This window comes from Streptomyces sp. NPDC025806 (assembly GCF_055558275.1).
The window spans coordinates 67,165-87,737 of sequence record NZ_JBVHMU010000020.1; the positions used below are offsets into that span (position 1 = coordinate 67,165).

At 71.0% G+C, this 20,573-nt stretch carries 20 protein-coding genes and 3 tRNA genes; 10 read left to right on the forward strand and 13 right to left on the reverse strand.

All coding sequences use genetic code 11. The features are described from left to right. Nucleotides 1-24 precede the first annotated feature (24 nt). Nucleotides 25-927, forward strand: coding sequence for a phosphoribosylaminoimidazolesuccinocarboxamide synthase (locus tag ACZ4E1_RS33735; RefSeq protein WP_467546695.1), 903 nt, complete (start codon nucleotides 25-27; stop codon nucleotides 925-927). A gap of 46 nt (nucleotides 928-973) precedes the next feature. Here ACZ4E1_RS33735 and ACZ4E1_RS33740 read toward each other — a convergent pair. From ACZ4E1_RS33740 to ACZ4E1_RS33775, 8 genes are all read right to left on the reverse strand, one after another. Then, nucleotides 974-1,049, reverse strand: a tRNA-Gly gene (locus ACZ4E1_RS33740). 42 nt (nucleotides 1,050-1,091) lie between these two features. Further along, nucleotides 1,092-1,700, reverse strand: a complete 609-nt coding sequence (locus ACZ4E1_RS33745) for a response regulator (protein ID WP_467546697.1) — start codon at nucleotides 1,698-1,700, stop codon at nucleotides 1,092-1,094. Next, on the reverse strand, nucleotides 1,697-2,986 hold the full coding sequence (locus ACZ4E1_RS33750; protein ID WP_467546699.1) for a sensor histidine kinase: 1,290 nt from the start codon (nucleotides 2,984-2,986) through the stop codon (nucleotides 1,697-1,699). The genes ACZ4E1_RS33745 and ACZ4E1_RS33750 overlap by 4 nt, the downstream gene beginning before the upstream one ends. A 13-nt stretch (nucleotides 2,987-2,999) precedes the next feature. Next, nucleotides 3,000-3,788 (reverse strand): ABC transporter permease, encoded by a 789-nt coding sequence (locus ACZ4E1_RS33755; protein ID WP_467546701.1) that lies wholly within the window; start codon nucleotides 3,786-3,788, stop codon nucleotides 3,000-3,002. Then, a complete protein-coding gene (locus tag ACZ4E1_RS33760) occupies nucleotides 3,785-4,765 on the reverse strand; it encodes an ABC transporter ATP-binding protein (RefSeq protein WP_467546703.1) in 981 nt (326 codons plus the stop codon). The genes ACZ4E1_RS33755 and ACZ4E1_RS33760 overlap by 4 nt, the downstream gene beginning before the upstream one ends. Before the next feature lie 138 nt (nucleotides 4,766-4,903). Then, a tRNA-Gly gene (locus ACZ4E1_RS33765) sits at nucleotides 4,904-4,979 on the reverse strand. A 78-nt stretch (nucleotides 4,980-5,057) separates the two neighbouring features. After that, nucleotides 5,058-5,129: transfer RNA gene (locus ACZ4E1_RS33770), tRNA-Gly, on the reverse strand. Nucleotides 5,130-5,253: 124 nt separating this feature from the next. Next, complete coding sequence (locus ACZ4E1_RS33775; protein WP_467546705.1) at nucleotides 5,254-5,598, reverse strand: histone-like nucleoid-structuring protein Lsr2; 345 nt, start codon at nucleotides 5,596-5,598, stop codon at nucleotides 5,254-5,256. A gap of 325 nt (nucleotides 5,599-5,923) precedes the next feature. Between ACZ4E1_RS33775 and purS the strand changes: the two genes are divergently transcribed. The 3 genes from purS to purL are packed head-to-tail and all read left to right on the forward strand — an operon-like array spanning nucleotide 5,924 to nucleotide 9,116. After that, a complete protein-coding gene (purS, locus tag ACZ4E1_RS33780) occupies nucleotides 5,924-6,190 on the forward strand; it encodes a phosphoribosylformylglycinamidine synthase subunit PurS (RefSeq protein WP_188337827.1) in 267 nt (88 codons plus the stop codon). Beyond that, nucleotides 6,187-6,870: a phosphoribosylformylglycinamidine synthase subunit PurQ gene (gene purQ, locus ACZ4E1_RS33785; RefSeq protein ID WP_399124281.1), complete on the forward strand. Its 684-nt coding sequence runs from the start codon at nucleotides 6,187-6,189 to the stop codon at nucleotides 6,868-6,870. Before purS ends, purQ begins: the two co-directional genes overlap by 4 nt. Then, nucleotides 6,867-9,116, forward strand: a complete 2,250-nt coding sequence (gene purL, locus ACZ4E1_RS33790; protein WP_467546708.1) for a phosphoribosylformylglycinamidine synthase subunit PurL — start codon at nucleotides 6,867-6,869, stop codon at nucleotides 9,114-9,116. Before purQ ends, purL begins: the two co-directional genes overlap by 4 nt. 64 nt (nucleotides 9,117-9,180) lie before the next feature. On the opposite strand, the gene ACZ4E1_RS33795 is transcribed toward purL, so the two are convergent. After that, complete coding sequence (locus tag ACZ4E1_RS33795) at nucleotides 9,181-10,677, reverse strand: MFS transporter (protein ID WP_467546710.1); 1,497 nt, start codon at nucleotides 10,675-10,677, stop codon at nucleotides 9,181-9,183. Nucleotides 10,678-10,794: 117 nt separating this feature from the next. Here ACZ4E1_RS33795 and ACZ4E1_RS33800 point away from each other — a divergent pair, with 117 nt between their 5' ends. The 3 genes from ACZ4E1_RS33800 to ACZ4E1_RS33810 all read left to right on the forward strand — a co-directional run bounded on the left by ACZ4E1_RS33800 (nucleotide 10,795) and on the right by ACZ4E1_RS33810 (nucleotide 12,824). After that, complete coding sequence (locus tag ACZ4E1_RS33800) at nucleotides 10,795-11,439, forward strand: TetR/AcrR family transcriptional regulator (protein ID WP_467546712.1); 645 nt, start codon at nucleotides 10,795-10,797, stop codon at nucleotides 11,437-11,439. 10 nt (nucleotides 11,440-11,449) lie between these two features. Beyond that, nucleotides 11,450-12,253: a maleylpyruvate isomerase family mycothiol-dependent enzyme gene (locus tag ACZ4E1_RS33805; RefSeq protein WP_467546714.1), complete on the forward strand. Its 804-nt coding sequence runs from the start codon at nucleotides 11,450-11,452 to the stop codon at nucleotides 12,251-12,253. A gap of 70 nt (nucleotides 12,254-12,323) precedes the next feature. Next, nucleotides 12,324-12,824, forward strand: a complete 501-nt coding sequence (locus tag ACZ4E1_RS33810) for an META domain-containing protein (RefSeq protein WP_467546716.1) — start codon at nucleotides 12,324-12,326, stop codon at nucleotides 12,822-12,824. Between the two features lie 27 nt (nucleotides 12,825-12,851). Here the strand turns inward: ACZ4E1_RS33810 and ACZ4E1_RS33815 are convergent, their stop codons facing one another. Both ACZ4E1_RS33815 and ACZ4E1_RS33820 read right to left on the reverse strand, forming a co-directional pair. Next, on the reverse strand, nucleotides 12,852-14,279 hold the full coding sequence (locus ACZ4E1_RS33815) for a sulfatase family protein (RefSeq protein WP_467546718.1): 1,428 nt from the start codon (nucleotides 14,277-14,279) through the stop codon (nucleotides 12,852-12,854). 116 nt (nucleotides 14,280-14,395) lie between these two features. Then, nucleotides 14,396-14,491, reverse strand: a complete 96-nt coding sequence (locus tag ACZ4E1_RS33820) for a putative leader peptide (protein WP_384618887.1) — start codon at nucleotides 14,489-14,491, stop codon at nucleotides 14,396-14,398. Between the two features lie 276 nt (nucleotides 14,492-14,767). Here ACZ4E1_RS33820 and purF point away from each other — a divergent pair, with 276 nt between their 5' ends. Further along, nucleotides 14,768-16,294, forward strand: coding sequence for an amidophosphoribosyltransferase (gene purF, locus ACZ4E1_RS33825; RefSeq protein ID WP_467546720.1), 1,527 nt, complete (start codon nucleotides 14,768-14,770; stop codon nucleotides 16,292-16,294). 43 nt (nucleotides 16,295-16,337) lie between these two features. After that, nucleotides 16,338-17,402 (forward strand): phosphoribosylformylglycinamidine cyclo-ligase, encoded by a 1,065-nt coding sequence (gene purM, locus ACZ4E1_RS33830; protein WP_467546722.1) that lies wholly within the window; start codon nucleotides 16,338-16,340, stop codon nucleotides 17,400-17,402. Nucleotides 17,403-17,543: 141 nt separating this feature from the next. Here the strand turns inward: purM and ACZ4E1_RS33835 are convergent, their stop codons facing one another. Further along, on the reverse strand, nucleotides 17,544-17,807 hold the full coding sequence (locus ACZ4E1_RS33835) for a DUF3073 domain-containing protein (protein WP_467546724.1): 264 nt from the start codon (nucleotides 17,805-17,807) through the stop codon (nucleotides 17,544-17,546). Between the two features lie 263 nt (nucleotides 17,808-18,070). Then, entirely contained in the window at nucleotides 18,071-19,165 is a 1,095-nt protein-coding gene (locus ACZ4E1_RS33840) for a Leu/Phe/Val dehydrogenase (RefSeq protein WP_188337817.1), read from the reverse strand. Nucleotides 19,166-19,387: 222 nt separating this feature from the next. Between ACZ4E1_RS33840 and ACZ4E1_RS33845 the strand changes: the two genes are divergently transcribed. After that, nucleotides 19,388-20,233, forward strand: coding sequence for a DUF8083 family protein (locus ACZ4E1_RS33845; protein ID WP_467546727.1), 846 nt, complete (start codon nucleotides 19,388-19,390; stop codon nucleotides 20,231-20,233). The last annotated feature ends 340 nt before the right edge of the window (nucleotides 20,234-20,573 follow it).

The following is a 20,573-nucleotide window of genomic DNA, read 5'->3' on the forward strand; positions in this document are numbered from 1 at the left end:
CGTACAGAACCACGGGGAGGCACCGTGTCCGGATTCGTCGAAAAGCCCGAGCCAGAGCAGGTCCCTGGCCTGGTACATCTCCACACCGGCAAGGTGCGGGACCTGTACCGCAACGAGGCGGGCGACCTGGTGATGGTCGCCACCGACCGCATGTCGGCCTACGACTGGGTGCTGCCGTCCCCGATCCCCGACAAGGGCAAGGTCCTCACCCAGCTGTCGCTGTGGTGGTTCGACCAGCTCAAGGACCTGATCCCGAACCACGTCATCTCGCAGGACCTGCCGGAGGGCGCCCCCGCCGACTGGGCGGGCCGCACCCTGATCTGCCAGAGCCTCGACATGGTCCCCGTGGAGGCCGTCGCCCGCGGCTACCTCACCGGCTCCGGCCTGGTCGAGTACAACGCGTCCCGCACGGTCTGCGGGCTCGCTCTCCCCGAGGGCCTCGTGGACGGCTCGGAGCTCCCCGCGCCGATCTTCACGCCCGCCACCAAGGCCGAGGTCGGCGAGCACGACGAGAACGTGTCGTACGAGGAGGTGGCCCGCCAGGTCGGTGCGGACACCGCCGCCGCGCTGCGCCAGGCGACGCTCTCCGTGTACGGCCGGGCCCGTGACATCGCGCGGGAGCGCGGCATCATCCTGGCGGACACGAAGTTCGAGTTCGGCTTCGACAAGGACGGCACGCTGATCCTCGCCGACGAGGTGCTGACCCCGGACTCCTCGCGCTTCTGGCCGGCCGACCAGTGGCAGCCGGGCCGCGCGCAGCCCTCGTACGACAAGCAGTTCGTGCGGGACTGGCTGACCGGTTCCTCCGGCTGGGACCGCAAGAGCGAGGAGCCGCCGCCGGCGCTGCCCGACGAGGTCGTCGCCGCGACGCGCGCCAAGTACATCGAGGCGTACGAGCTGCTGACCGGCACGAGCTGGAACCTGTAGCGAACGGAAGAAGGCCCCCGGTCGGTGACCGGGGGCCTTCTCCTTGTGGAGCGAACGACGAGGTTCGAACTCGCGACCTCAACCTTGGCAAGGTTGCGCTCTACCAACTGAGCTACGTTCGCAGGCTTGCTCTCCGGACTCTGTGGCCCGAAGCGCGACGCCAACTATACCCAACCTCGCTCGCGTGCGAGACGCACCGCCGCGTGACGGTTCTCGGCACCGAGCTTCGAGACGGCCGACGACAGGTAGTTCCGCACCGTCCCCTGGGAGAGGGCGGCCCGCTCGGCGATCTCCGCGACGGGCGCCCCGTCGGCCGCGAGTTCCAGTACTTCGGCCTCGCGCGCGGTCAGCGGCGAGTCCCCGGCGGAGATCGCGTCGGCCGCCAACTCCGGGTCCACATAACGGTTACCGGCATGGACGGTACGGATGAGCTCGGCGAGCCGCTGCGCGCTGACCGTCTTCGGCACGAAGGCGCGCACGCCCGCCGCGAGCGCCCGCTTCAGGTGTCCGGGGCGGCCGTGACTGGTGACGATCATGGTGCGGCAGGCGGGGAGTTCGGCGCGGAGCGCTGTGGCCACACTCACACCGTCGCAGCCCGGCATCTGCAGATCGAGCACCGCGACGTCGGGTCGGTGGGCGCGGGCCATGGCGAGCGCCTCGGGTCCGCTCGCGGCCTCGGCGACCACGGTCAGGTCGTCCTCCAGAGCGAGCAGCGCGGCGAGCGCGCCGCGGATCAGGTGCTCGTCGTCGGCGAGCAGCACGCGCAGGCTCATCGGGCACCTCCGCGCGACGCCGTTCCGGCCTCCACGGGTTCCGGCGCCTCCGGGGCCCCGGAACCGTCGGCCCGGCCCGCCCGGACCGGGACGGTCGCCACCACCCGGAACCTGTCGCGCTCCACCGCACCCGCCTCCAACGTTCCGGCCACCTCGGCGAGCCGCTCCCGCAGGCCCGCGAGTCCCGATCCCGGACGGCCGTCGCCGCCGGACGGGTCCACTCCGTCGTTCTCCACCGTCAGCACCACGTCGCCGTCACCCGCCGCGAGCGTGACCCGGCAGGTCCGGGCGTCGCCGTGGCGCAGCACGTTGGTCGTGGTCTCGCGCACCACCCAGCCGAGCGCCGACTGCACGTCGGCGGGCAGGTCAGGGGCGTCGCCGGTGACCGTGCAGGCGATGCCGGCGGCGCCCAGCACGCCGCGCGCACCGGCGAGTTCGGCGCCGAGGTCGGCCGCGCGGTAGCCCCGGACGACCTCGCGGACCTCCTTCTGCGACTCCTGCGCGATGCGCTGCACCTCGGTCATCTGGGCGACGGCGTCCTCGGTGCGGCCGCGCCGGGCCAGCTGCACGGCGAGCTCGCTCTTGAGGGCGACGACGGACAGGTTGCGGCCCATCACGTCGTGCAGGTCGCGCCCGAACCGCAGCCGCTCCTCGGCGACCGCGAGCCGCGCCTCGATCTCCCGGGCGTGCTCGGACTCCCACATCACCGAGAGGTTCCAGATGCTGCACCGGTAGCAGAGGAGGGCGATGCCCAGGGCGAGGGCCAGCATCGCGGTCAGGGTCGCGAGCCAGCCCGGCGACGGCCGGGCGATCACGGCGGTGGCCACGATGCCGACGGCGAGCAGCGCGACGGCCCGCCGGACGAAGGTGCGGATCGGGACCTGGAGCGCGTACGCCCCGCCGAACGGCATCGGCGCGAAGATCAGGGGCATCACGATCATGCCGTGCTGCACGCTCCGCGTCCCGGCCAGCGCGGCGATCAGGCCGACCGAGGCGAGCGCGAGACAGAAGCCGGCCGCGGTCCACGCCCGGGGCACCCGGCCCCGACCGAGGTACTGGTCGATGGCGAGCCGCACGTGCCGGTCGGCGACCACGCACTGCGCCACGTTGACGGCCATCAGGCAGCCGAAGAGCGTCGTGGCCGTGGCGTCGTCCCGGATGCTCCCGACGAGCCCGAGGCCCGACCAGGCCAGGAAGAACACCCAGTTGATGACGCGCAGACTGACCCGGCTCTGCCACTCGACCCGTTCGACCTTGCTCCGGTCCCGCCACCGCACCCGGCCCACCGCACACCCCCCGTCAGCGCCGCGGTTCCCAGCGGAACCACCGTCGTACAGCAAACACCGCCACGACCGTCCAGGCCACCGCCGTCAGGATCGCCGACAGGATCTCGGACGCGTCGAGTTGGCCGCTCCAGCCGCCCCGGATCAGGGTCAGCACCGGGGTCAGCGGCAGGAGTTCGCAGACCGAGGCGAGCCGGTCGGGCAGCAACTCGAGAGGCACGAACGAGCCCGAGCCGAACATCGTCAGGAGCATCAGCGGCATGGCGGCGACCTGCGCGCTCTCCACGCTGCGGCTCACCACCGTGGTCAGCGCGGCGAGCGCCGCACACAGCGGGAACCCGAGCGCCAGGCCCACCACGGCGAGCAGTGGTGCGTCCGGCATCCCGGTGCCGAGGAACGCGGCGCAGGCCACGGCGAGCACGAGGCACTGGAGCAGCCCGATCGCGGCGGACGGCAGCGCGGCCCCGGCGAGGATCTCCGCGTCGCGCAGTTCGCCGGTGCGCAGCCGCTTGAGGACGAGCTCCTCGCGGCGCGCGGCGTAGACGCTGACGAGGGCCGTGTAGACGGCGAACAGCAGCGAGAAGCCCATCGCGGAGGACACCACGACGGTGCCGAGGTCGAGGCCCGTGCCCTTGAGCCGGTCCTCCTTCAGGGTGCTGCCCAGGCTCAGCGGGAGGGCGAGCGGCACGAACAGGGAGGTGATCAGGACGCCCTTGCTGCGGCCGAGCAGGGTCAGTTCGGCGCGGCCGAGCGCGCGCAGCCTCCCGAGCGGGGTGGTCGTGGCCGTGATCGTCGCGGTGCTCATGCCGCCATCTCCTTCTCGCGGGCGGCGACCGTGCCGTCCTGCTGCTTGGCGTCCTGGGCGATGCGCAGGAACGCCTCCTCCAGCGAGGCGCCCCGCACGTCGAGCCGGCGCAGGGTCACGCCCGCGTCCCGCGCCCACACGAGGAGCTCGGTCGCGGTGCGCTGGAGTTCGCCGGTGCGCAGCCGGACGAGCCGTCCGTCGGCCTCGTGCCCGGTGACGCCGAGCCGGTCGAGCGGCGGCAGATCGCCCACGAAGTACCCGTCGGGCAGTTCGAAGGCGACGTGCGAGGGCTGGGCGGCGACGACCTCGTCGACCGTGCCCTGGGCGGCGATCCGCCCCTGGTGCAGGATCGCGAGCCGGTCGGCCAGCTCCTCGGCCTCCTCGAGGTAGTGGGTGGTCAGCAGGACCGTGGTGCCCTCGGCCCGCAGGGCCCGCACCAGGTTCCAGGTCTCCTGCCGGCCCTCGGCGTCGAGGCCGGTCGTCGGTTCGTCGAGGAAGAGCACCTCGGGCCGGCCGATCAGGGCGAGCGCGAGGTCGAGCCGCCGCTTCTCGCCGCCGGACAGCTGCTTGACCCGCACCTTGGCGCGGCGGGTGAGCCCGACGGACTCCAGGGCCTCGCCGACCGGCCGGGCTCCGCTGGTGCAGCCGGCCCACATGCGGACGGTCTCGGCGACGGTCAGTTCGGCGGGGAAGCCGCCCTCCTGGAGCATGACGCCGATCCGGGGCCGCACCCGGGCGCGTTCGGTGTGCGGGTCGTGCCCGAGGACCCGGACCTGTCCGGCGGCGGGCGCCGCGAGTCCTTCGAGGAGCTCGACGGTGGAGGTCTTTCCGGCGCCGTTCGTGCCGAGGAGCGCGAAGAGCTCGCCGCGGCCCACGGAGAAGCTGACTCCGCGCACCGCCTCGAAGGACCCCCGCTTGCCGTCCCCGTACACGCGGCGCAGATCAGTGACATCGATCACGCGCTCGTTGCTGGTCATGGATCCAGCCTCGCGGCGGCGCGGGCCGGCGGGCAGTGCGCGCTGTCATCGGCCCGCATGACAAATGTCAGGGGCGACCGGGGCGGGGCCAGGAACGCCGGAAGCCCCGGATCCTTGCGGACCCGGGGCTTCCGGAACTGGAGCGAACGACGAGGTTCGAACTCGCGACCTCAACCTTGGCAAGGTTGCGCTCTACCAACTGAGCTACGTTCGCATGCGGCCGATCAGCTCTCACTGGTCGGTGCGAGCACCAGCCTACCGCACCACAAGTGGTGATCGGTACGCGATGCAGAGCGGGTGACAGGAATTGCACACTGCGCCTTCCCCCTGGAAGGGGGATGTTCTACTACTGAACTACACCCGCATGTACTCCGTGAGGTGCGGCTTTTTCGGCCTTGCCCCTCGGCGTGCTCCAGACTCTAGCTGACCAGCGGGGGTGCAGCGCAAGTCGGTTCCGGCGAGGGGCTCCTGACGGAGGGACGCGCGCCTCAGTTGGCCTCGGCGAACGCCTCGTAGACGCGCTTGGGGATCCGGCCCCGCGGCGGCACGTCGAGCTGGTGCGAGCGGGCCCAGGCGCGCACCGCGGCCGGGGCGGGGGTCACCGCCGTGTGCGTGAACACCGTCGGGACCTTGGGCGTCCGCCCGGCGCCGGCGCCGCCGGTCTGCTTGCGCCCGGCCTGGAGGTACGGGGCGAGGGCCTTGCGGAGCTTTTTCGCATTGGCTTGATTCAGGTCGATCTCGTACGACTTGCCGTCGAGGCCGAAGACCACCGTTTCCGCCGCTTCTCCGCCGTCGATGTCGTCAAACAGAGTGACCACGACACGCTGCGCCACGAATATCGGTCCCTTCGTCCGGCATCCCGCTTTGACGTGCGGTGATGTCGACTGTCCTGCCGTTGGTGTGCCCTTGATGTGCCCTTGATAATTCCTTTTTACCCTGCCTGGCATTGTGCTGGGAAGGCCAATAGAAAACCTCCGCGTGTCTACCGTCCCCGTTTTCCGGGTGCCTCGCTCGGGTTTTCCCGTAATTTTCCGTACGGATCTCGGGGCGTTGCCCCGACGTGACGCGGATCTCGTAGCTTCCTACCGTCTACGCGAGTAGAAGATTTGGGCGGGTACGCTGAACGGACCTGCTCAGCACCACACACCGGGAGTGCCAGTGGCACGCGTCGTAGTCGACGTCATGCTCAAGCCGGAGATCCTCGACCCCCAGGGCCAGGCGGTGCAGCGTGCGCTGCCGCGCCTCGGTTTCGACGGCATCTCCGACGTCCGCCAGGGAAAGCGTTTCGAGCTCGAAGTGGACGGGCCGGTGGATGACGCCGCCCTCGCCCGTATCCACGAGCTCGCGGAAACCTTCCTCGCCAACACCGTGATCGAGAACTTCACCGTGAAGGTGGAAGAGCTCGCGGTGGGGGCCGAAAAGTGACCGCTCGTATTGGCGTCGTCACCTTTCCCGGTTCGCTCGACGACCGGGACACCCAGCGCGCGATCCGTCTGGCCGGTGCCGAGCCGGTGGCCCTGTGGCACAAGGACAAGGATCTGAAGCAGGTCGACGCGGTCGTCCTGCCCGGCGGCTTCTCCTACGGTGACTACCTGCGGGCGGGCGCCATCTCGCGCTTCTCGCCCGTCATGGAGACGCTGATCGACCAGGCGAAGGCGGGCCTGCCGGTCCTGGGCATCTGCAACGGGTTCCAGGTCCTCACCGAGGCCCACCTGCTCCCCGGCGCGATGCTCGGCAACGACCACCTGCACTTCATCTGCCGCGACCAGAAGCTGCGGGTGGAGAACGCGGACACCGCCTGGACCGCCGACTACGAGGCCGGCCAGGAGATCCACATCCCGCTGAAGAACATGGACGGGCGGTACGTCGCCGACTCGTACACGCTCGACAAGCTGGAGGCGGAGGGCCGGGTCGTCTTCCGGTACGAAGACTTCAACCCGAACGGTTCGCTGCGCGACATCGCCGGTGTCACGAACGAGGCGGGCAACGTCGTCGGTCTGATGCCGCACCCGGAGCACGCCGTCGAGCCCCTCATCGGGTCCGGCCGCACCGACGGTCTCCCCTTCTTCACCTCGATCCTCAAGAAGCTGGTTTCCGCGTCATGAGCCTCGACACCGTAGAGAACGCCGCCAAGACCCCCGACGTCGAACTCCCCTGGGCCGAGCTGGGCCTGAAGAAGGACGAGTACGAGCGCGTCGTGGAGATCCTCGGCCGCCGCCCGACCGGCGCCGAGCTCGCCATGTACTCGGTCATGTGGTCCGAGCACTGCTCCTACAAGTCGTCGAAGGTGCACCTGCGCCAGTTCGGCGAGAAGGCCCCCCAGTCCGACGCCATGCTCGTCGGCATCGGTGAGAACGCGGGCGTCGTCGACGTCGGCCAGGGCTACGCCGTCACCTTCAAGGTGGAGTCGCACAACCACCCCTCCTACGTGGAGCCCTACCAGGGCGCCGCGACCGGCGTGGGCGGCATCGTGCGCGACATCATCGCCATGGGCGCCCGCCCGGTGGCCGTGGTCGACCCGCTGCGCATGGGCGCCGCGGACCACCCGGACACCAAGCGCGTGCTGCCCGGCGTCGTCGCCGGCATCGGCGGCTACGGCAACTGCCTGGGCCTGCCGAACATCGGCGGCGAGATCGTCTTCGACGCCTGCTACCAGGGCAACCCGCTGGTCAACGCCGGTGCCATCGGCGTCATGCGGCACGAGGACATCCACCTCGCGAAGGCGTCCGGCGCGGGCAACAAGGTCATCATGTACGGCGCCCGCACGGGCGGTGACGGCATCGGCGGCGCCTCGATCCTGGCCTCCGAGACCTTCGACGACGCCAAGCCGTCGAAGCGCCCCGCCGTGCAGGTCGGCGACCCCTTCCAGGAGAAGCTCCTCATCGAGTGCACCCTGGAGGCCTTCAAGGAGAAGCTCGTCGTCGGCATCCAGGACCTGGGCGCCGCCGGCATCTCCTGCGCCACCAGCGAGCTGGCGTCCAACGGCTCGGGCGGCATGCGCGTCGAGCTCGACGACGTGCCGCTGCGCGACTCCACGCTCTCTCCTGAGGAGATCCTCATGAGCGAGTCGCAGGAGCGCATGTGCGCGGTCGTGGAGCCCGAGAAGGTCGAGCGCTTCCTCGAGATCTGCGACAAGTGGGACGTCATCGCGACCGTCATCGGTGAGGTCACCGACGGCGACCGCCTGGAGATCTTCTGGCACGGCGAGAAGATCGTCGACGTCGACCCGCGCACGGTCGCCCACGAGGGCCCGACGTACGAGCGTCCCTACGCCCGCCCCGAGTGGCAGGACGCGCTCCAGGCCGACGACGCGAACAAGCTGGCCCGCCCGTCCTCCGCGGACGAGCTGAAGCAGCAGGTCCTCGCGGTCGTCGCGTCGCCGAACCAGGCGTCGAAGAAGTGGATCACCTCGCAGTACGACCACTTCGTGCAGGGCAACACGGTCCTTGCGCAGCCCGAGGACTCGGGCATGATCCGCATCGACGAGGAGACCGGCCTCGGTGTCGCCATCGCGACGGACGGCAACGGCCGCTTCGCGAAGCTCGACCCGTACACCGGTGCGCAGCTCGCCCTCGCGGAGGCGTACCGCAACGTGGCGACGACCGGTGCCAAGCCGCTCGCCGTCTCCGACTGCCTGAACTTCGGCTCGCCCGAGGACCCGGCCGTCATGTGGCAGTTCGCCGAGGCCGTCCGCGGTCTGGCCGACGGCTGCCTCCAGCTCGGCACCCCGGTGACCGGCGGCAACGTGTCGCTGTACAACCAGACGGGCGAGGCCGCGATCCACCCGACCCCGGTCGTGGCGGTCCTCGGCGTGATCGACGATGTCGCCCGGCGCACCCCGGTCGCCTTCCGGGAAGAGGGCCAGCTCCTCTACCTGCTCGGTGACACGCACGAGGAGTTCGGCGGTTCGGCCTGGTCGCAGGTCGTCCACGACCACCTCGGCGGCATGCCGCCGAAGGTGGACCTGGAGCGCGAGCGGCTGCTCGGCGAGATCCTGATCTCGGCTTCCCGCGACGGCATGATCGACGCCGCGCACGACCTGTCCGACGGCGGTCTGATCCAGGCCGTGGTCGAGTCCGCGCTGCTCGGCGGCAAGGGCGCGCGCCTTGTCGTCCCGGACGGCCTGGACGCGTTCACCTTCCTGTTCTCCGAGTCGGCGGGCCGCGCGGTCGTGGCGGTGCCGCGCAGCGAGGAGCTCCGCTTCAACGACATGTGCGGTGCGCGGGGTCTTCCCGTCACCCGTATCGGTGTCGTCGACGGCGACGCGGTGGACGTCCAGGGCGAGTTCGCGCTCTCCCTGACGGAGCTGCGTGCCGCGCACGAGAACACGATCCCGGAGCTCATGGCGTAAGCCAGGCTCCCGGTACGTCACGAAGTCCCCGTCCGCTCCGGCGGACGGGGACTTCGCGCGTTTTCTACGGCTGGGTGGCCCCGGCGCCGACGGCGACCTGGGCCCGCGCCTCGTCCCTGCGCGGCAGGCGCGTGGCGAGCGCCGTGCCGAGCAGCATCAGGGCGGCGCCGCCCCAGAAGACGATGCTGGTGGCGTGGACGAAGTCCTGGACGGCCGCCGCGTGCGCGGAACCGTGCAGGGACGGGATGGTGTTGACGTCGGTGTCGAGGAGCCGGAAGAGGATCGTGCCGAACAGGGCGGCGCCCAGTGCGTTGCCCAGTGTCTGGAAGAAGCGGATGCCGGTCGTGGCGACGCCGAGGAGCGGGCGGGGCGCGGCGTCCTGCACGAGGAAGATCAGCTGCCCGATGAGCTGGCCGAACGCGATCCCGGCGAGGAACAGTTCGGCGCGGATCAGCCACAGGGACGTGTCGGGGGACAGGGTCGTGGCGAGGAGCGCGAAGACGGCGGCCATGGTGAGGGTGCCGGAGAGCGTGGCGGTCCGGGCGGGCCAGTCGAGGCGGCCCGCGACGAGGCCGGCGCCGGTCATGCCGACGGCCATCGGCAGCAGGTAGAGCCCGGCGTCGGAGCTGGACAGACCGCGGGCCACCTGGAGATAGACCAGCACGTAGTAGATCGAGCACATCATCGCGGCGCCGGTGATGCCCTGGACGACGAAGGCCCAGCGCAGTTCGGGGATCCGGAACAGGGACAGGGGGAGCAGCGGGTCGGCGGCGGTGGCCTGCCGCCGGACGAACAGGACGAGGCCCAGCACGGCGGCGCACAGCAGGCCGATGATCTGCGGGGAGCTCCAGGCGTACTCCCGGCCGCCCCACTCCATGGCGAGCAGCAGCGCGGTGGAGAAGCCGGCGGCGAGGGCGGCTCCGGCCCAGTCGAGCGGGCGGCGCACGGGGTGGTCGGGCAGCTTGAGGACGAGCGCGCCGGCGATCAGGACGGCGATGCCGAGCGGCAGGTTCACGTAGAAGATCCACCGCCAGCTCGCGTGGTCGGTGAGGAAGCCGCCGAGCCAGGGGCCGAGGGCCATGCCGCAGCCGGCGACGATGCCGCCGAGCCCGCCGCCCTTGCCGGCCCCTTCCTCTCCGGGGTCCTTGAGGTGCGCCATCACGACCATCGTCACGCTCATCAGCCCGCCGCCGCCGAGGCCCTGAAGGGCGCGAGCGGCGATCAGCTGGGTCATCGACTGGGCGAGCCCACACAGCGCCGAGCCCAGCAGGAAGGTGGCGACGGCGCCGAGGAAGACGCGCTGGGCGCCGAGGGTGTCGCAGAGCTTGCCGTACAGCGGCAGCATCGCGGCGGCGGCGAGGGCGAACGCGCTGACCAGCCACGGGAAGCAGTCGATGCCGTGGGCGGGGTCGAGGTCGCGGACGATCGGCACGGCGGCCGCGGACACGATCTGCAGGTCGAGGACGGCCAGGACGATCGTGAAGAGGCAGACGAACATGCCGATCGCGCGGGCCGCCGGAGTCATCGCTCCGGGCGTCTTCGGTGCGGGCGTCTCAGTCATGGCATCACCGTGCCCGAGAAAATGTATCGGGTCAATCTTTTTGCTCGGATCAAATTTCGGTGGAGCCAAAAATTTTGTCCGGCTCAAACTTCGACCACGGCTTGGTACGGTTCCGGCATGGCTGAAGACGGCGGACCCGGACTGCGCGAGCGCAAGAAGAAGCAGACGGCGATCAAGGTGTGGCGCACCGCGGTCGACCTGTTCCTGGAGCACGGCTACGAGCAGGTGTCCGTCGCCCAGATCGCCGAGGCCGCCGAGGTCTCGAAGATGACGGTCTTCAACTACTTCAAGACCAAGGAAGACCTCCTCATGGGCCCCATGGAGGAGCACGTCGAGGACCTGGCCGAGGCCATCAGGGCGCGCCCGAGCGGCAGTTCGGCCGTCGACGCGACCCGCGCGATGGTCCTCCGCAAGATCGCCGACCGGGACCCGTCGATCGGCCTCAGCGAGCAGGGCAACGAGCTGGCGCTGATCCAGCTCGTCCAGCGCACCCCGGTCCTGGCCCGCCGCGCGATGCTCTGGTCGGTGCGCGGCGAGCGGGCGGCGGCGACCGTGCTCACCGAGGAGACCGGCGACGCCCTGCTGTCCGCCGTCGCCGCGGCCCAGCTGTCCGGCGTGGTCGGCGCCCTCATGAGCGAGCACCACCGCAGGGTCCTGGCGGGCGAGTCCCCGGCCGCGGTCGCGGCGGACGCGGCGGAGCGCGCCGAGCGGGCGTTCGCCCTGGTCGAAAAGGGCCTGAGCGGATTCGCCGTGCGGGCGTAGGGTCACCGTCATGCCCGCGCCCAGGACCTCCAGAAAACGCCAGCGCTCCTACGACGCCGAGAAGTTGCGGACCGCCGTACTGGCCCAGTTCGCCGCCCTGCGTACGGCCGTCGAGGCCCTCACCCCGGAGCAGCTCGCGGCGCCCACCCGGCTCGGCGACTGGACCGTGCGGGAGCTCGCCGCGCACCTCACCATGGCCGTCGGGATGCTGCCCCGCGCCCTCGCCGAACCCGCCCCGGCCCGGGCCGAACTGACGCTGACGGAGTATCCGTCGCTCACCGCGCCCGCCGCCCCCGCCATCGACACGCGCGTCCACGAACTGGCCGCCGCCCCGCTCGGCGAGCTGTACGCGGAGGTCGCCGAGGGGCTCGACACGTACCTGCCGGCCGGGGTCGACGGCGAGCGGCCGCTCGCCCACCGGGTCGGGACCATGACGCTGACCACCGCCCTCGTCACCCGCGCGGTCGAACTCGCCGTCCACACCGACGACCTGAACGACGCTCTGCCCGAGCTGGGCCTGCCCGTCGAGCGGCAGTTGCTCGCCGCCGCGACCCGCTTCCTCGCCGACGCGCTCGCCGTGAAGGCGCCCGGCGCGTCCACCGAGGTGCGGATCCCGCCGTTCGCCGTCGTCCAGTGCGTCGAGGGCCCCCGGCACACCCGCGGCACCCCGCCGAACGTCGTGGAGACCGACCCACTCACCTGGCTCCGCCTCGCGACGGGCCGTACGAGCTGGCGGACCGCCCTCGACGACGCGAAGGTCAGCGCGAGCGGCGAGCGGGCCGACCTGGAGGCGCTGCTCCCGATCATGGCCTGAGGCCTACGGGGCGGGGCGGCCCCACGGGGCGGGATGGAACCGGACCGGGGGGCTCCCCCGTCCCATCGCCATGCCGATACGAACCACCCCCCGCGCCCTGCTCACCACGACGCTCAGCACCACGCTCGCGGTGACCGCCCTCGCCGCGCTCACCGCCTGCGGCACCGAGAAGGCCCCCGGCGCCGGCCGCCCCGGTCCCGGGACCGTGACGACCGACACCCCGCTGGTCGGCACGGAGTGGCAGGTCACGGGCCTGCGCTCGGCCGGCACCGACGCCCCGCTGCCGAAGGCCGCCCGGGACCGCGCCCGCGTCGTCCTGCACAAGGACGGCCGCGTCGACGCCCGCCTCGGCTGCAACACCGGCAGCACCAAGGCCACGGTCAAGGGCGACCGCATCAGCTTCGGCCGCCTGATCACGACCCGGATGGGCTGCTTCGGCCCCGCCGCGGACCTGGAGAAGGCGATGACCTCGGCCCTCGACAGCGAGGTCCACTACGCGATCAAGGGCGACCGGCTCACCCTGACCACGAAGGACGGCAAGGGCGTCACCCTGACCGCCAAGACCCCGTAGCCGGTAGCCGGCAGCCGCCCGGAGGACTCAGGCCGGATAGGGCAGCAGCCCCTTGTCGACGCGCTCCCAGACCGCCTTCAGCCCGGCCAGCCGCTCCGGCTCGTCCGCCGCCCGGTCGGCCTGTTCGCGGCGGTCAGCCGACAGGTCGAAGAGGCGGTCCTTGCCGTCCTTGCCGCGGTAGTACTTCCAGTCGCCGCGCCGCACGGCCCGTTCCCCGCGCACCCGCCAGAACAGATCGCGCTCCGCGAGCTCCTCGCCGCGCAGCAGGTACCCGGCCAGGCTCGTGCCGTCGAGCGGGTACGCCGGGTCGGGCCGGGCTCCGCCGATCTCCAGGAGCGTCGCCGTCCAGTCCGGGGTGAACACCGGCTCGTGGCTGACCTGGCCCGCGTCGAACCGGGCCGGCCACCGCACGATCGTCGGGACGCGGATGCCGCCCTCCTGGAGCGAGGACTTGTTGCCGGACAGCGGCCAGTTGTAGGAGAAGCGCTCGCCGCCGTTGTCGGACGCGAAGAAGACCAGCGTGTCCCGCTCCTGGCCGGACTCCTTCAGCGCGGCGAGCACCTGCCCGACGGACCGGTCCAGGTCCTCGACCATCTCGGTGTACTTCTCCACCGAGCCGCCGTCGTCGTGGAACAGGGCCCGCCGGTCACCGGCCTTGATCCGCCGCACGACCTCGGCGCTCGCCTCCTCGTCCCCGTCGGCGATCCACGGCCAGTGCGGGGTCGTGAAGTTCAGGTTGAGCAGCCACGGGGTGTCCCCGTGGTCGCGGCGCACGTACTCGCTCGCCCGCTCGGTGAGGATCCGCGTGTAGTACCGCAGGTCCTTGTACTCGGCGTCGCCCTCGTACAGGTCGTACTCCCCGCCGAGCCCCAGCTTCGAGTAGTACTCCAGGGCCCCGCCGAAGTTCCCGAAGAACTCGTCCCAGCCCGAGCGGGTCGGCGAGTAGTCCGGCAGGTAGCCGCAGTGCCACTTGCCGATGAGCGCGGTCGAGTAGCCCGCGCCCCGCAGCAGCGAGGCGAGCGTCGGATGGTTCGGGTCGAGCCCGGCGGACCGGTCGGCGATCGGCTCGGCCAGCCCGCCCTTCGTCCGGCCCGGATAGCGGCCCGTGTAGAGGCTGAACCGGGTCGGCGAGCAGGTCGCGGACCCGCTGTACGCGTCGGTGAACCGCACGCCCTGCCGGGCCAGCCGGTCCAGGTGCGGGGTCCTGATGTGCGGCGCCCCGTACGAGGACAGATCGGCCCAGCCGAGGTCGTCGCCGAGGATGAACAGGATGTTGGGCCGGCGGGAGCGCCGCCCGGCGGCGGCGCGGAACGGCCGCTCCCGCGGGGCGTCGGCCGCGGCAGGCGTGGTGGCGGCGGCGGGCGGGGCGGCGGTGCCGAGCGCGGCGACGGTCGCCGAGGCGCCGACCACCCCGCCGAACGCGCGCCGGGACAGCTTCGAGGCATGCGAGGACATGAAGGCTCCAGGAAGGAGAGCGAAGGGGGAGAACGGGCCAGGGACCGCTCCTCCGGCGCAAAGGAGCGACTCGCTGTGAACCCGGGAACGCAGGATCTGAACGGTGGAGAACGCGCTCAGAAGGCGCGGCGACAGATGGCGCTCGCGACACGGACCAGGTCGACGTGGCGGCGCCCCACAAGGGTGACCGTACGGTCACGGAGTGGCTGCATGACCCAGGACGATGCCGATCATGACGTACACCTGTCAACGCCGTTCCGCCCTGTGGACAACGGCGCCGGGGCGGCGGCAACGCGAGTTCCGTCACACCCGTCCCGCCCCCGCCCCGAGCCCTGCGGAGACCACGTTTACGCAGGTCAAAGCCATAGAAGAGGCTCAGGTCGACCGGTCCGGCGCACCCCGGACCCTGGGGCGGCCCCCGTTCGTCAACGCGGGTAGCGCTTGTCCCCAATTCGGACCAGTGGTCGATCCCGTCTACACTCGGTGGCGTGCCACGTGGTGACGGTCGACTCAATCACGATCTGCTCCCCGGCGAGAAAGGCCCCCAGGACGCTTGTGGCGTCTTCGGTGTCTGGGCTCCGGGCGAAGAGGTCGCAAAGCTCACGTACTTCGGGCTCTACGCCCTCCAGCATCGGGGTCAGGAATCCGCGGGAATCGCGGTCAGCAACGGCTCCCAGATCCTCGTCTTCAAGGACATGGGCCTCGTGTCCCAGGTCTTCGACGAGACTTCCCTAGGTTCACTCCAAGGTCATATCGCGGTCGGTCACGCCCGCTACTCGACCACCGGAGCCTCCGTGTGGGAGAACGCCCAGCCGACGTTCCGCGCCACCGCGCACGGTTCGATCGCGCTCGGTCACAACGGCAACCTGGTCAACACGGCGCAGCTCGCCGAGATGGTCGCCGCCCTCCCCAAGGAGAACGGCCGCGCCACCCAGGTGGCGGCCACCAACGACACCGACCTGGTGACCGCGCTGCTCGCGGGTCAGGTCGACGACGACGGCAAGCCCCTGACCATCGAAGAGGCCGCGCACAAGGTGCTGCCCCAGGTCCAGGGCGCTTTCTCCCTCGTCTTCATGGACGAACACACCCTCTACGCCGGCCGTGACCCCCAGGGCATCCGCCCGCTGGTCCTCGGCCGCCTCGAGCGCGGCTGGGTGGTCGCGTCCGAGTCCGCCGCCCTCGACATCTGCGGCGCCAGCTTCGTCCGCGAGATCGAGCCGGGCGAGTTCGTCGCCATCGACGAGAACGGCCTGCGCACCTCCCGCTTCGCAGAAGCGAAGCCCAAGGGCTGCGTCTTCGAGTACGTGTACCTGGCCCGTCCCGACACGGACATCGCGGGTCGGAACGTGTACCTCTCCCGCGTGGAGATGGGCCGCCGCCTCGCCAAGGAGGCGCCGGTCGACGCCGACCTCGTCATAGCGACGCCGGAGTCGGGCACCCCCGCCGCCGTCGGCTACGCGGAGGCCAGCGGAATCCCGTTCGGCAACGGCCTGGTGAAGAACGCCTATGTCGGGCGTACGTTCATCCAGCCCTCGCAGACGATCCGCCAGCTCGGTATCCGGCTGAAGCTGAACCCGCTCAAGGAAGTCATCAAGGGCAAGCGCCTGGTCGTCGTCGACGACTCGATCGTGCGCGGCAACACCCAGCGCGCCCTGGTCCGCATGCTCCGCGAGGCCGGCGCCGCCGAGGTCCACATCCGGATCTCGTCGCCGCCCGTGAAGTGGCCCTGCTTCTTCGGCATCGACTTCGCGACCCGCGCCGAGCTCATCGCCAACGGCATGTCGGTCGAGGAGATCGGCACCTCCCTGGGCGCCGACTCGCTCTCCTACATCTCCATCGACGGCATGATCGAGGCGACCACCATCGCCAAGCCGAACCTCTGCCGCGCCTGCTTCGACGGCGAGTACCCGATGGAACTGCCGGACCCCGAGCTCCTCGGCAAGCAGCTCCTGGAGACGGAACTGGCCGCAGGTCCTGCCGCCACCGCCGCGGCCGACGCGATCCGTCGGCCGTAGGCGCCCTAGTTCTCGTATCCACCAACCCGAAAGATCCCAGGCAATGTCTGAGACTGGTGCCAGCTACGCGTCCGCGGGCGTCGACATCGAGGCGGGCGATCGCGCCGTCGAGCTGATGAAGGAGTGGGTGAAGAAGACGCAGCGCCCCGAGGTCCTCGGCGGCCTCGGCGGTTTCGCCGGCCTCTTCGACGCCTCCGCCCTCAAGAAGTACGAGCGTCCGCTGCTCGCCTCCGCGACCGACGGCGTCGGCACGAAGGTGGACGTGGCCCGCCGCCTCGGCGTCTACGACACGATCGGCCACGACCTGGTCGCGATGGTCATGGACGACATCGTGGTGTGCGGCGCCGAGCCGCTCTTCATGACCGACTACATCTGCGTCGGCAAGGTTCACCCCGAGCGCGTCGCCGCCATCGTGAAGGGCATCGCCGAGGGCTGTGTCCTCGCCGGCTGCGCCCTGGTCGGCGGCGAGACGGCGGAGCACCCGGGCCTGCTCGGCGCGGACGAATTCGACGTCGCGGGTGCCGGCACGGGTGTCGTCGAGTACGACAACCTGCTGGGCCCCGATCGCATCCGCACGGGTGACGCGGTGATCGCCATGGCGTCCTCCGGTCTTCACTCGAACGGGTACTCGCTGGTCCGCCACGTCCTCCTGGACCGCGCGGGCATGGCGCTGGAGCAGCAGGTCGACGAGCTGGGCCGCACGCTCGGCGAGGAGCTCCTGGAGCCCACCAAGATCTACTCCCTGGACTGCCTGGCGCTCACCAACACCACTCAGGTCCACGCCTACAGCCACATCACGGGCGGCGGCCTCGCGGCCAACCTGGCCCGGGTGATCCCGGACGGCCTGCACGCCACGGTCGACCGCTCCACCTGGACCCCGGGCGCGATCTTCGACCTCGTCGGCAAGGCCGGCTCCGTCGAGCGCCTGGAGCTGGAGAAGACGCTGAACATGGGCGTCGGCATGATGGCGATCGTCCCGCAGGAGTCCGTCGACGTCGCCCTCGCGACCCTCGCCGACCGCGGTGTGGACTCCTGGGTGGCCGGCGAGATCACCGAGCGCGGCGACCACACCACGGGCGCCGAGCTCACGGGCGACTACGCCCGGTAGGACACACGGGGTGCCGCCCCGGGCCCTCAGGGTCCCGGGGCAGCACAAAACCCGGTCCGGCGTGGTGACCACCCCGGACCGGGTGAGTGCAGCAGTATTCGGAGAACGAATGAACTGCTGAACGTGCTATGTACTACGAGGTCAAGCGCCGCGGCGCTGAGACGATGGACCGGACTCCTCGTCCTCGTCCTCATCGTCGTCGTACATATCCGCATAGCGGGCGTACGGGTCCTCGTCGTCCTCCTCGTCCTCGAACGGCTCGCCGTTAGGCGGCTGATTCGAGACCGGATCAGACGTCGATGCGCCCAGCTCGTTGGCCAGACGCGACAGGTCAGTCCCGCCGCTGCTGTACTTCAGCTGGCGGGCGACCTTCGTCTGCTTGGCCTTTGCCCGGCCGCGCCCCATGGCTCGACCCCCTCGGTGACGGGGCTCGACGGCCCCAGAGTCTTGACACGCGTTCATGTTCAGGAACGGGCTCTCCGCAGAGAGACCGGTCCGTAGGGCTTCCACGGTACCTGAGCCCACGCCCATACGGTACGTCGCCCGCAGGACGCGCGTGTGCGCAGGACCAGCCAGGAGCCCCGTCCTCGCTGGTCAGCTGCGATTTTAACCTCTTCTCGACGGGCGACCCGCCGAGAAGAGTGACGCTCGTTACGCAGCGCCCGCGATCACGCCCGGCCGCGCGCCTCCGCCATGCGCTGCTCGGCGATCCGGTCGGCCGCGGCGGCCGGCGGGATCCCGTCGGACTTTGCGCGAGCGAAGATCGAGAGCGTGGTGTCGAAGATCTTCGACGCCTTCGCCTTGCACCGGTCGAAGTCGAAGCCGTGGAGCTCGTCGGCGACCTGGATGACCCCGCCCGCGTTCACCACGTAGTCCGGGGCGTAGAGGATCCCGCGGTCCGCGAGGTCCTTCTCCACACCCGGGTGGGCGAGCTGGTTGTTCGCCGCGCCGCAGACGACCTTGGCGGTGAGGACCGGCACGGAGTCGTCGTTCAGGGCGCCGCCCAGCGCGCACGGGGCGTAGATGTCCAGGCCCTCGACGCGGATCAGCTCGTCCGTGTCGGCGGCCACGCGGACCTCCGGGTGCAGGTCGGTGATCCGGCGCACCGACTCCTCGCGCACGTCCGTGATCACGACCTCGGCGCCGTCGGACAGCAGGTGCTCGACCAGGTGGTGCCCGACCTTGCCGACGCCGGCGACGCCGACCGTGCGGCCGCGCAGCGTCGGGTCGCCCCACAGGTGCTGGGCGCTGGCCCGCATGCCCTGGAAGACACCGAAGGCGGTGAGCACGGAGGAGTCGCCCGCGCCGCCGTTCTCGGGCGAGCGGCCGGTGGTCCAGCGGCACTCGCGCGCCACCACGTCCATGTCGGCCACGTACGTGCCCACGTCGCAGGCCGTCACGTAGCGCCCGCCGAGCGAGGCCACGAAGCGCCCGTAGGCGAGCAGCAGTTCCTCGGTCTTGATGCGGTCCGGGTCGCCGATGATGACGGCCTTGCCGCCACCGTGGTCCAGTCCGGCCAGGGCGTTCTTGTACGACATGCCGCGCGCGAGGTTCAGCGCGTCGGCGACGGCCTCCGCCTCGGTCGCGTAGGGGTAGAAGCGCGTGCCGCCGAGGGCGGGGCCCAGGGCGGTGCTGTGGAGGGCGATCACGGCCTTGAGGCCGCTCGCCCGGTCCTGGCAGAGCACGACCTGCTCGTGCCCGCCCTGGTCCGAGTGGAACAGGGTCTGCAGCACGTCGGCAGCGGCGCCGGTCACATCGGTCACTGTGGTGACTCCCAAGTAAGTTGCGGCGGTTGAGCGGAGCCCCGTACGGGTGGCGGGTCTCCGTGGGCAGAAGACTAGAACGCGCCGCGGGCCGCCACCCGCGCAGTGCCCAGGATCACTCTCTCGCGTCGGGGCACTCCGTACGCGGGGGCGCGTGCGCCGGGGCCTGCCGTGGCACGATTTGCAGTGTTTTCCGGGTCGTGGTCGGGGGAGGGAGCAGCCGTGCCGAAGAAGGTGTCCTCGCCGACCGTCCCGTACGCCGCCTATCTGCGGGTCTACGAACCGCTGGCCGCGTTCCCGCAGCCCGAGCGCGGCCACTGGGAGCGCTACGCCCGGCGCGAGCACCTGCCCTCCTACCAGGACGAACTGCGCCGCTCGCTCGCCGATCTGCTGCCGACGCCGCCGGTGCCCGTGCCGGTCCACGAGAGCGACGACGCGTTCGTGCTCGAGGCCGACGGGGTGGTGTGCGTCTGCCCGTGGCGCACCCGGCTGCGCGGCTGGCAGGCGCTCGGTGAGCTGCCGGGCTTCCTGCCGCTCCCGGTCCTGGACGCGGTGCTGCCGCCGGTGGTGCGCCGGCAGACGGCCGACGACTACGAGCGCTGGCTGGAGCGGAACCCGGACGCGCGCCCCTGGATCCGCACCTCGACCTGGCACGTGCCGCTGAACTGGTTCGTGCTCGTCTCCGACGAGGAGCGGGTCTACGAGCCGAAGAGCGCGGGCGGCGAGGCGTCGCTGCGGTACCGGACGCCGATGGTGCAGGCGCGGCGGCGGGTGGCGCGGGCGCTGAAGGCGCTCAAGGACGCGCTCGACGAGGGGCCGCTCATCGACGGCCTGCTGGATGTGGGGCGCTGGCTGGAGGAGTTCCACCCGCGCTCGTACGTGGAGCTCGACTACGGCGGGCTCGTGCACACCCTGCCCGCGGAGCAGTTGGACGAGGATCACTCGGCGGCGGACGTCGCGGAGGGGATCGCGGCGCTGCGGGCCGGCGACGGGGCGGGCGCGAGCGCGGCGTACGCGCGGCTCGTGGCACGCTGGCGTGCGGTGAAGGAACGGCAGAACGCCAACTGACCGGACGCATGCGGGCCTTCAGGACCTACGTCCTGATCCGGGCGTTTGCATCAAGCGTGATGCAAGCGTGACGGACTGCACTTACTTCGCCCTTGCGCCCATCACCCCTCCTCGTGCCAAAATAGGACAAGGAGTCCGGGGAGGACTCTGTCCGCCCGACTAGGCACCACTTTGGGCGGATCACTCAGCATTGCACTGTCTTTGGGGGGTCTGGTGACTCCTGACGCCCCTGTGACTGATCGTCACAGGGGCGTGACTGTCCGCTATGGCATGGTCCATCGGCTTCCGTCGCTGATGAACACCTGGGAGGGCAATTCCATCGGTTTGGCCGACGCGGCTG

Excerpts from the sequence above, each read along its gene's own strand:
- ACZ4E1_RS33745 (WP_467546697.1), bottom strand. The coding sequence starts at position 1,700 with ATGAGCCTGCGCGTGCTGCTCGCCGACGACGAGCACCTGATCCGCGGC.
- ACZ4E1_RS33755 (WP_467546701.1), bottom strand. The coding sequence starts at position 3,788 with ATGAGCACCGCGACGATCACGGCCACGACCACCCCGCTCGGGAGGCTG.
- ACZ4E1_RS33760 (WP_467546703.1), bottom strand. The coding sequence starts at position 4,765 with ATGACCAGCAACGAGCGCGTGATCGATGTCACTGATCTGCGCCGCGTG.
- purL (WP_467546708.1), top strand. The coding sequence starts at position 6,867 with ATGAGCCTCGACACCGTAGAGAACGCCGCCAAGACCCCCGACGTCGAA.
- ACZ4E1_RS33795 (WP_467546710.1), bottom strand. The coding sequence starts at position 10,677 with ATGACTGAGACGCCCGCACCGAAGACGCCCGGAGCGATGACTCCGGCG.
- ACZ4E1_RS33800 (WP_467546712.1), top strand. The coding sequence starts at position 10,795 with ATGGCTGAAGACGGCGGACCCGGACTGCGCGAGCGCAAGAAGAAGCAG.
- ACZ4E1_RS33805 (WP_467546714.1), top strand. The coding sequence starts at position 11,450 with ATGCCCGCGCCCAGGACCTCCAGAAAACGCCAGCGCTCCTACGACGCC.
- ACZ4E1_RS33810 (WP_467546716.1), top strand. The coding sequence starts at position 12,324 with ATGCCGATACGAACCACCCCCCGCGCCCTGCTCACCACGACGCTCAGC.
- ACZ4E1_RS33815 (WP_467546718.1), bottom strand. The coding sequence starts at position 14,279 with ATGTCCTCGCATGCCTCGAAGCTGTCCCGGCGCGCGTTCGGCGGGGTG.
- ACZ4E1_RS33820 (WP_384618887.1), bottom strand. The coding sequence starts at position 14,491 with ATGCAGCCACTCCGTGACCGTACGGTCACCCTTGTGGGGCGCCGCCAC.
- purM (WP_467546722.1), top strand. The coding sequence starts at position 16,338 with ATGTCTGAGACTGGTGCCAGCTACGCGTCCGCGGGCGTCGACATCGAG.
- ACZ4E1_RS33835 (WP_467546724.1), bottom strand. The coding sequence starts at position 17,807 with ATGGGGCGCGGCCGGGCAAAGGCCAAGCAGACGAAGGTCGCCCGCCAG.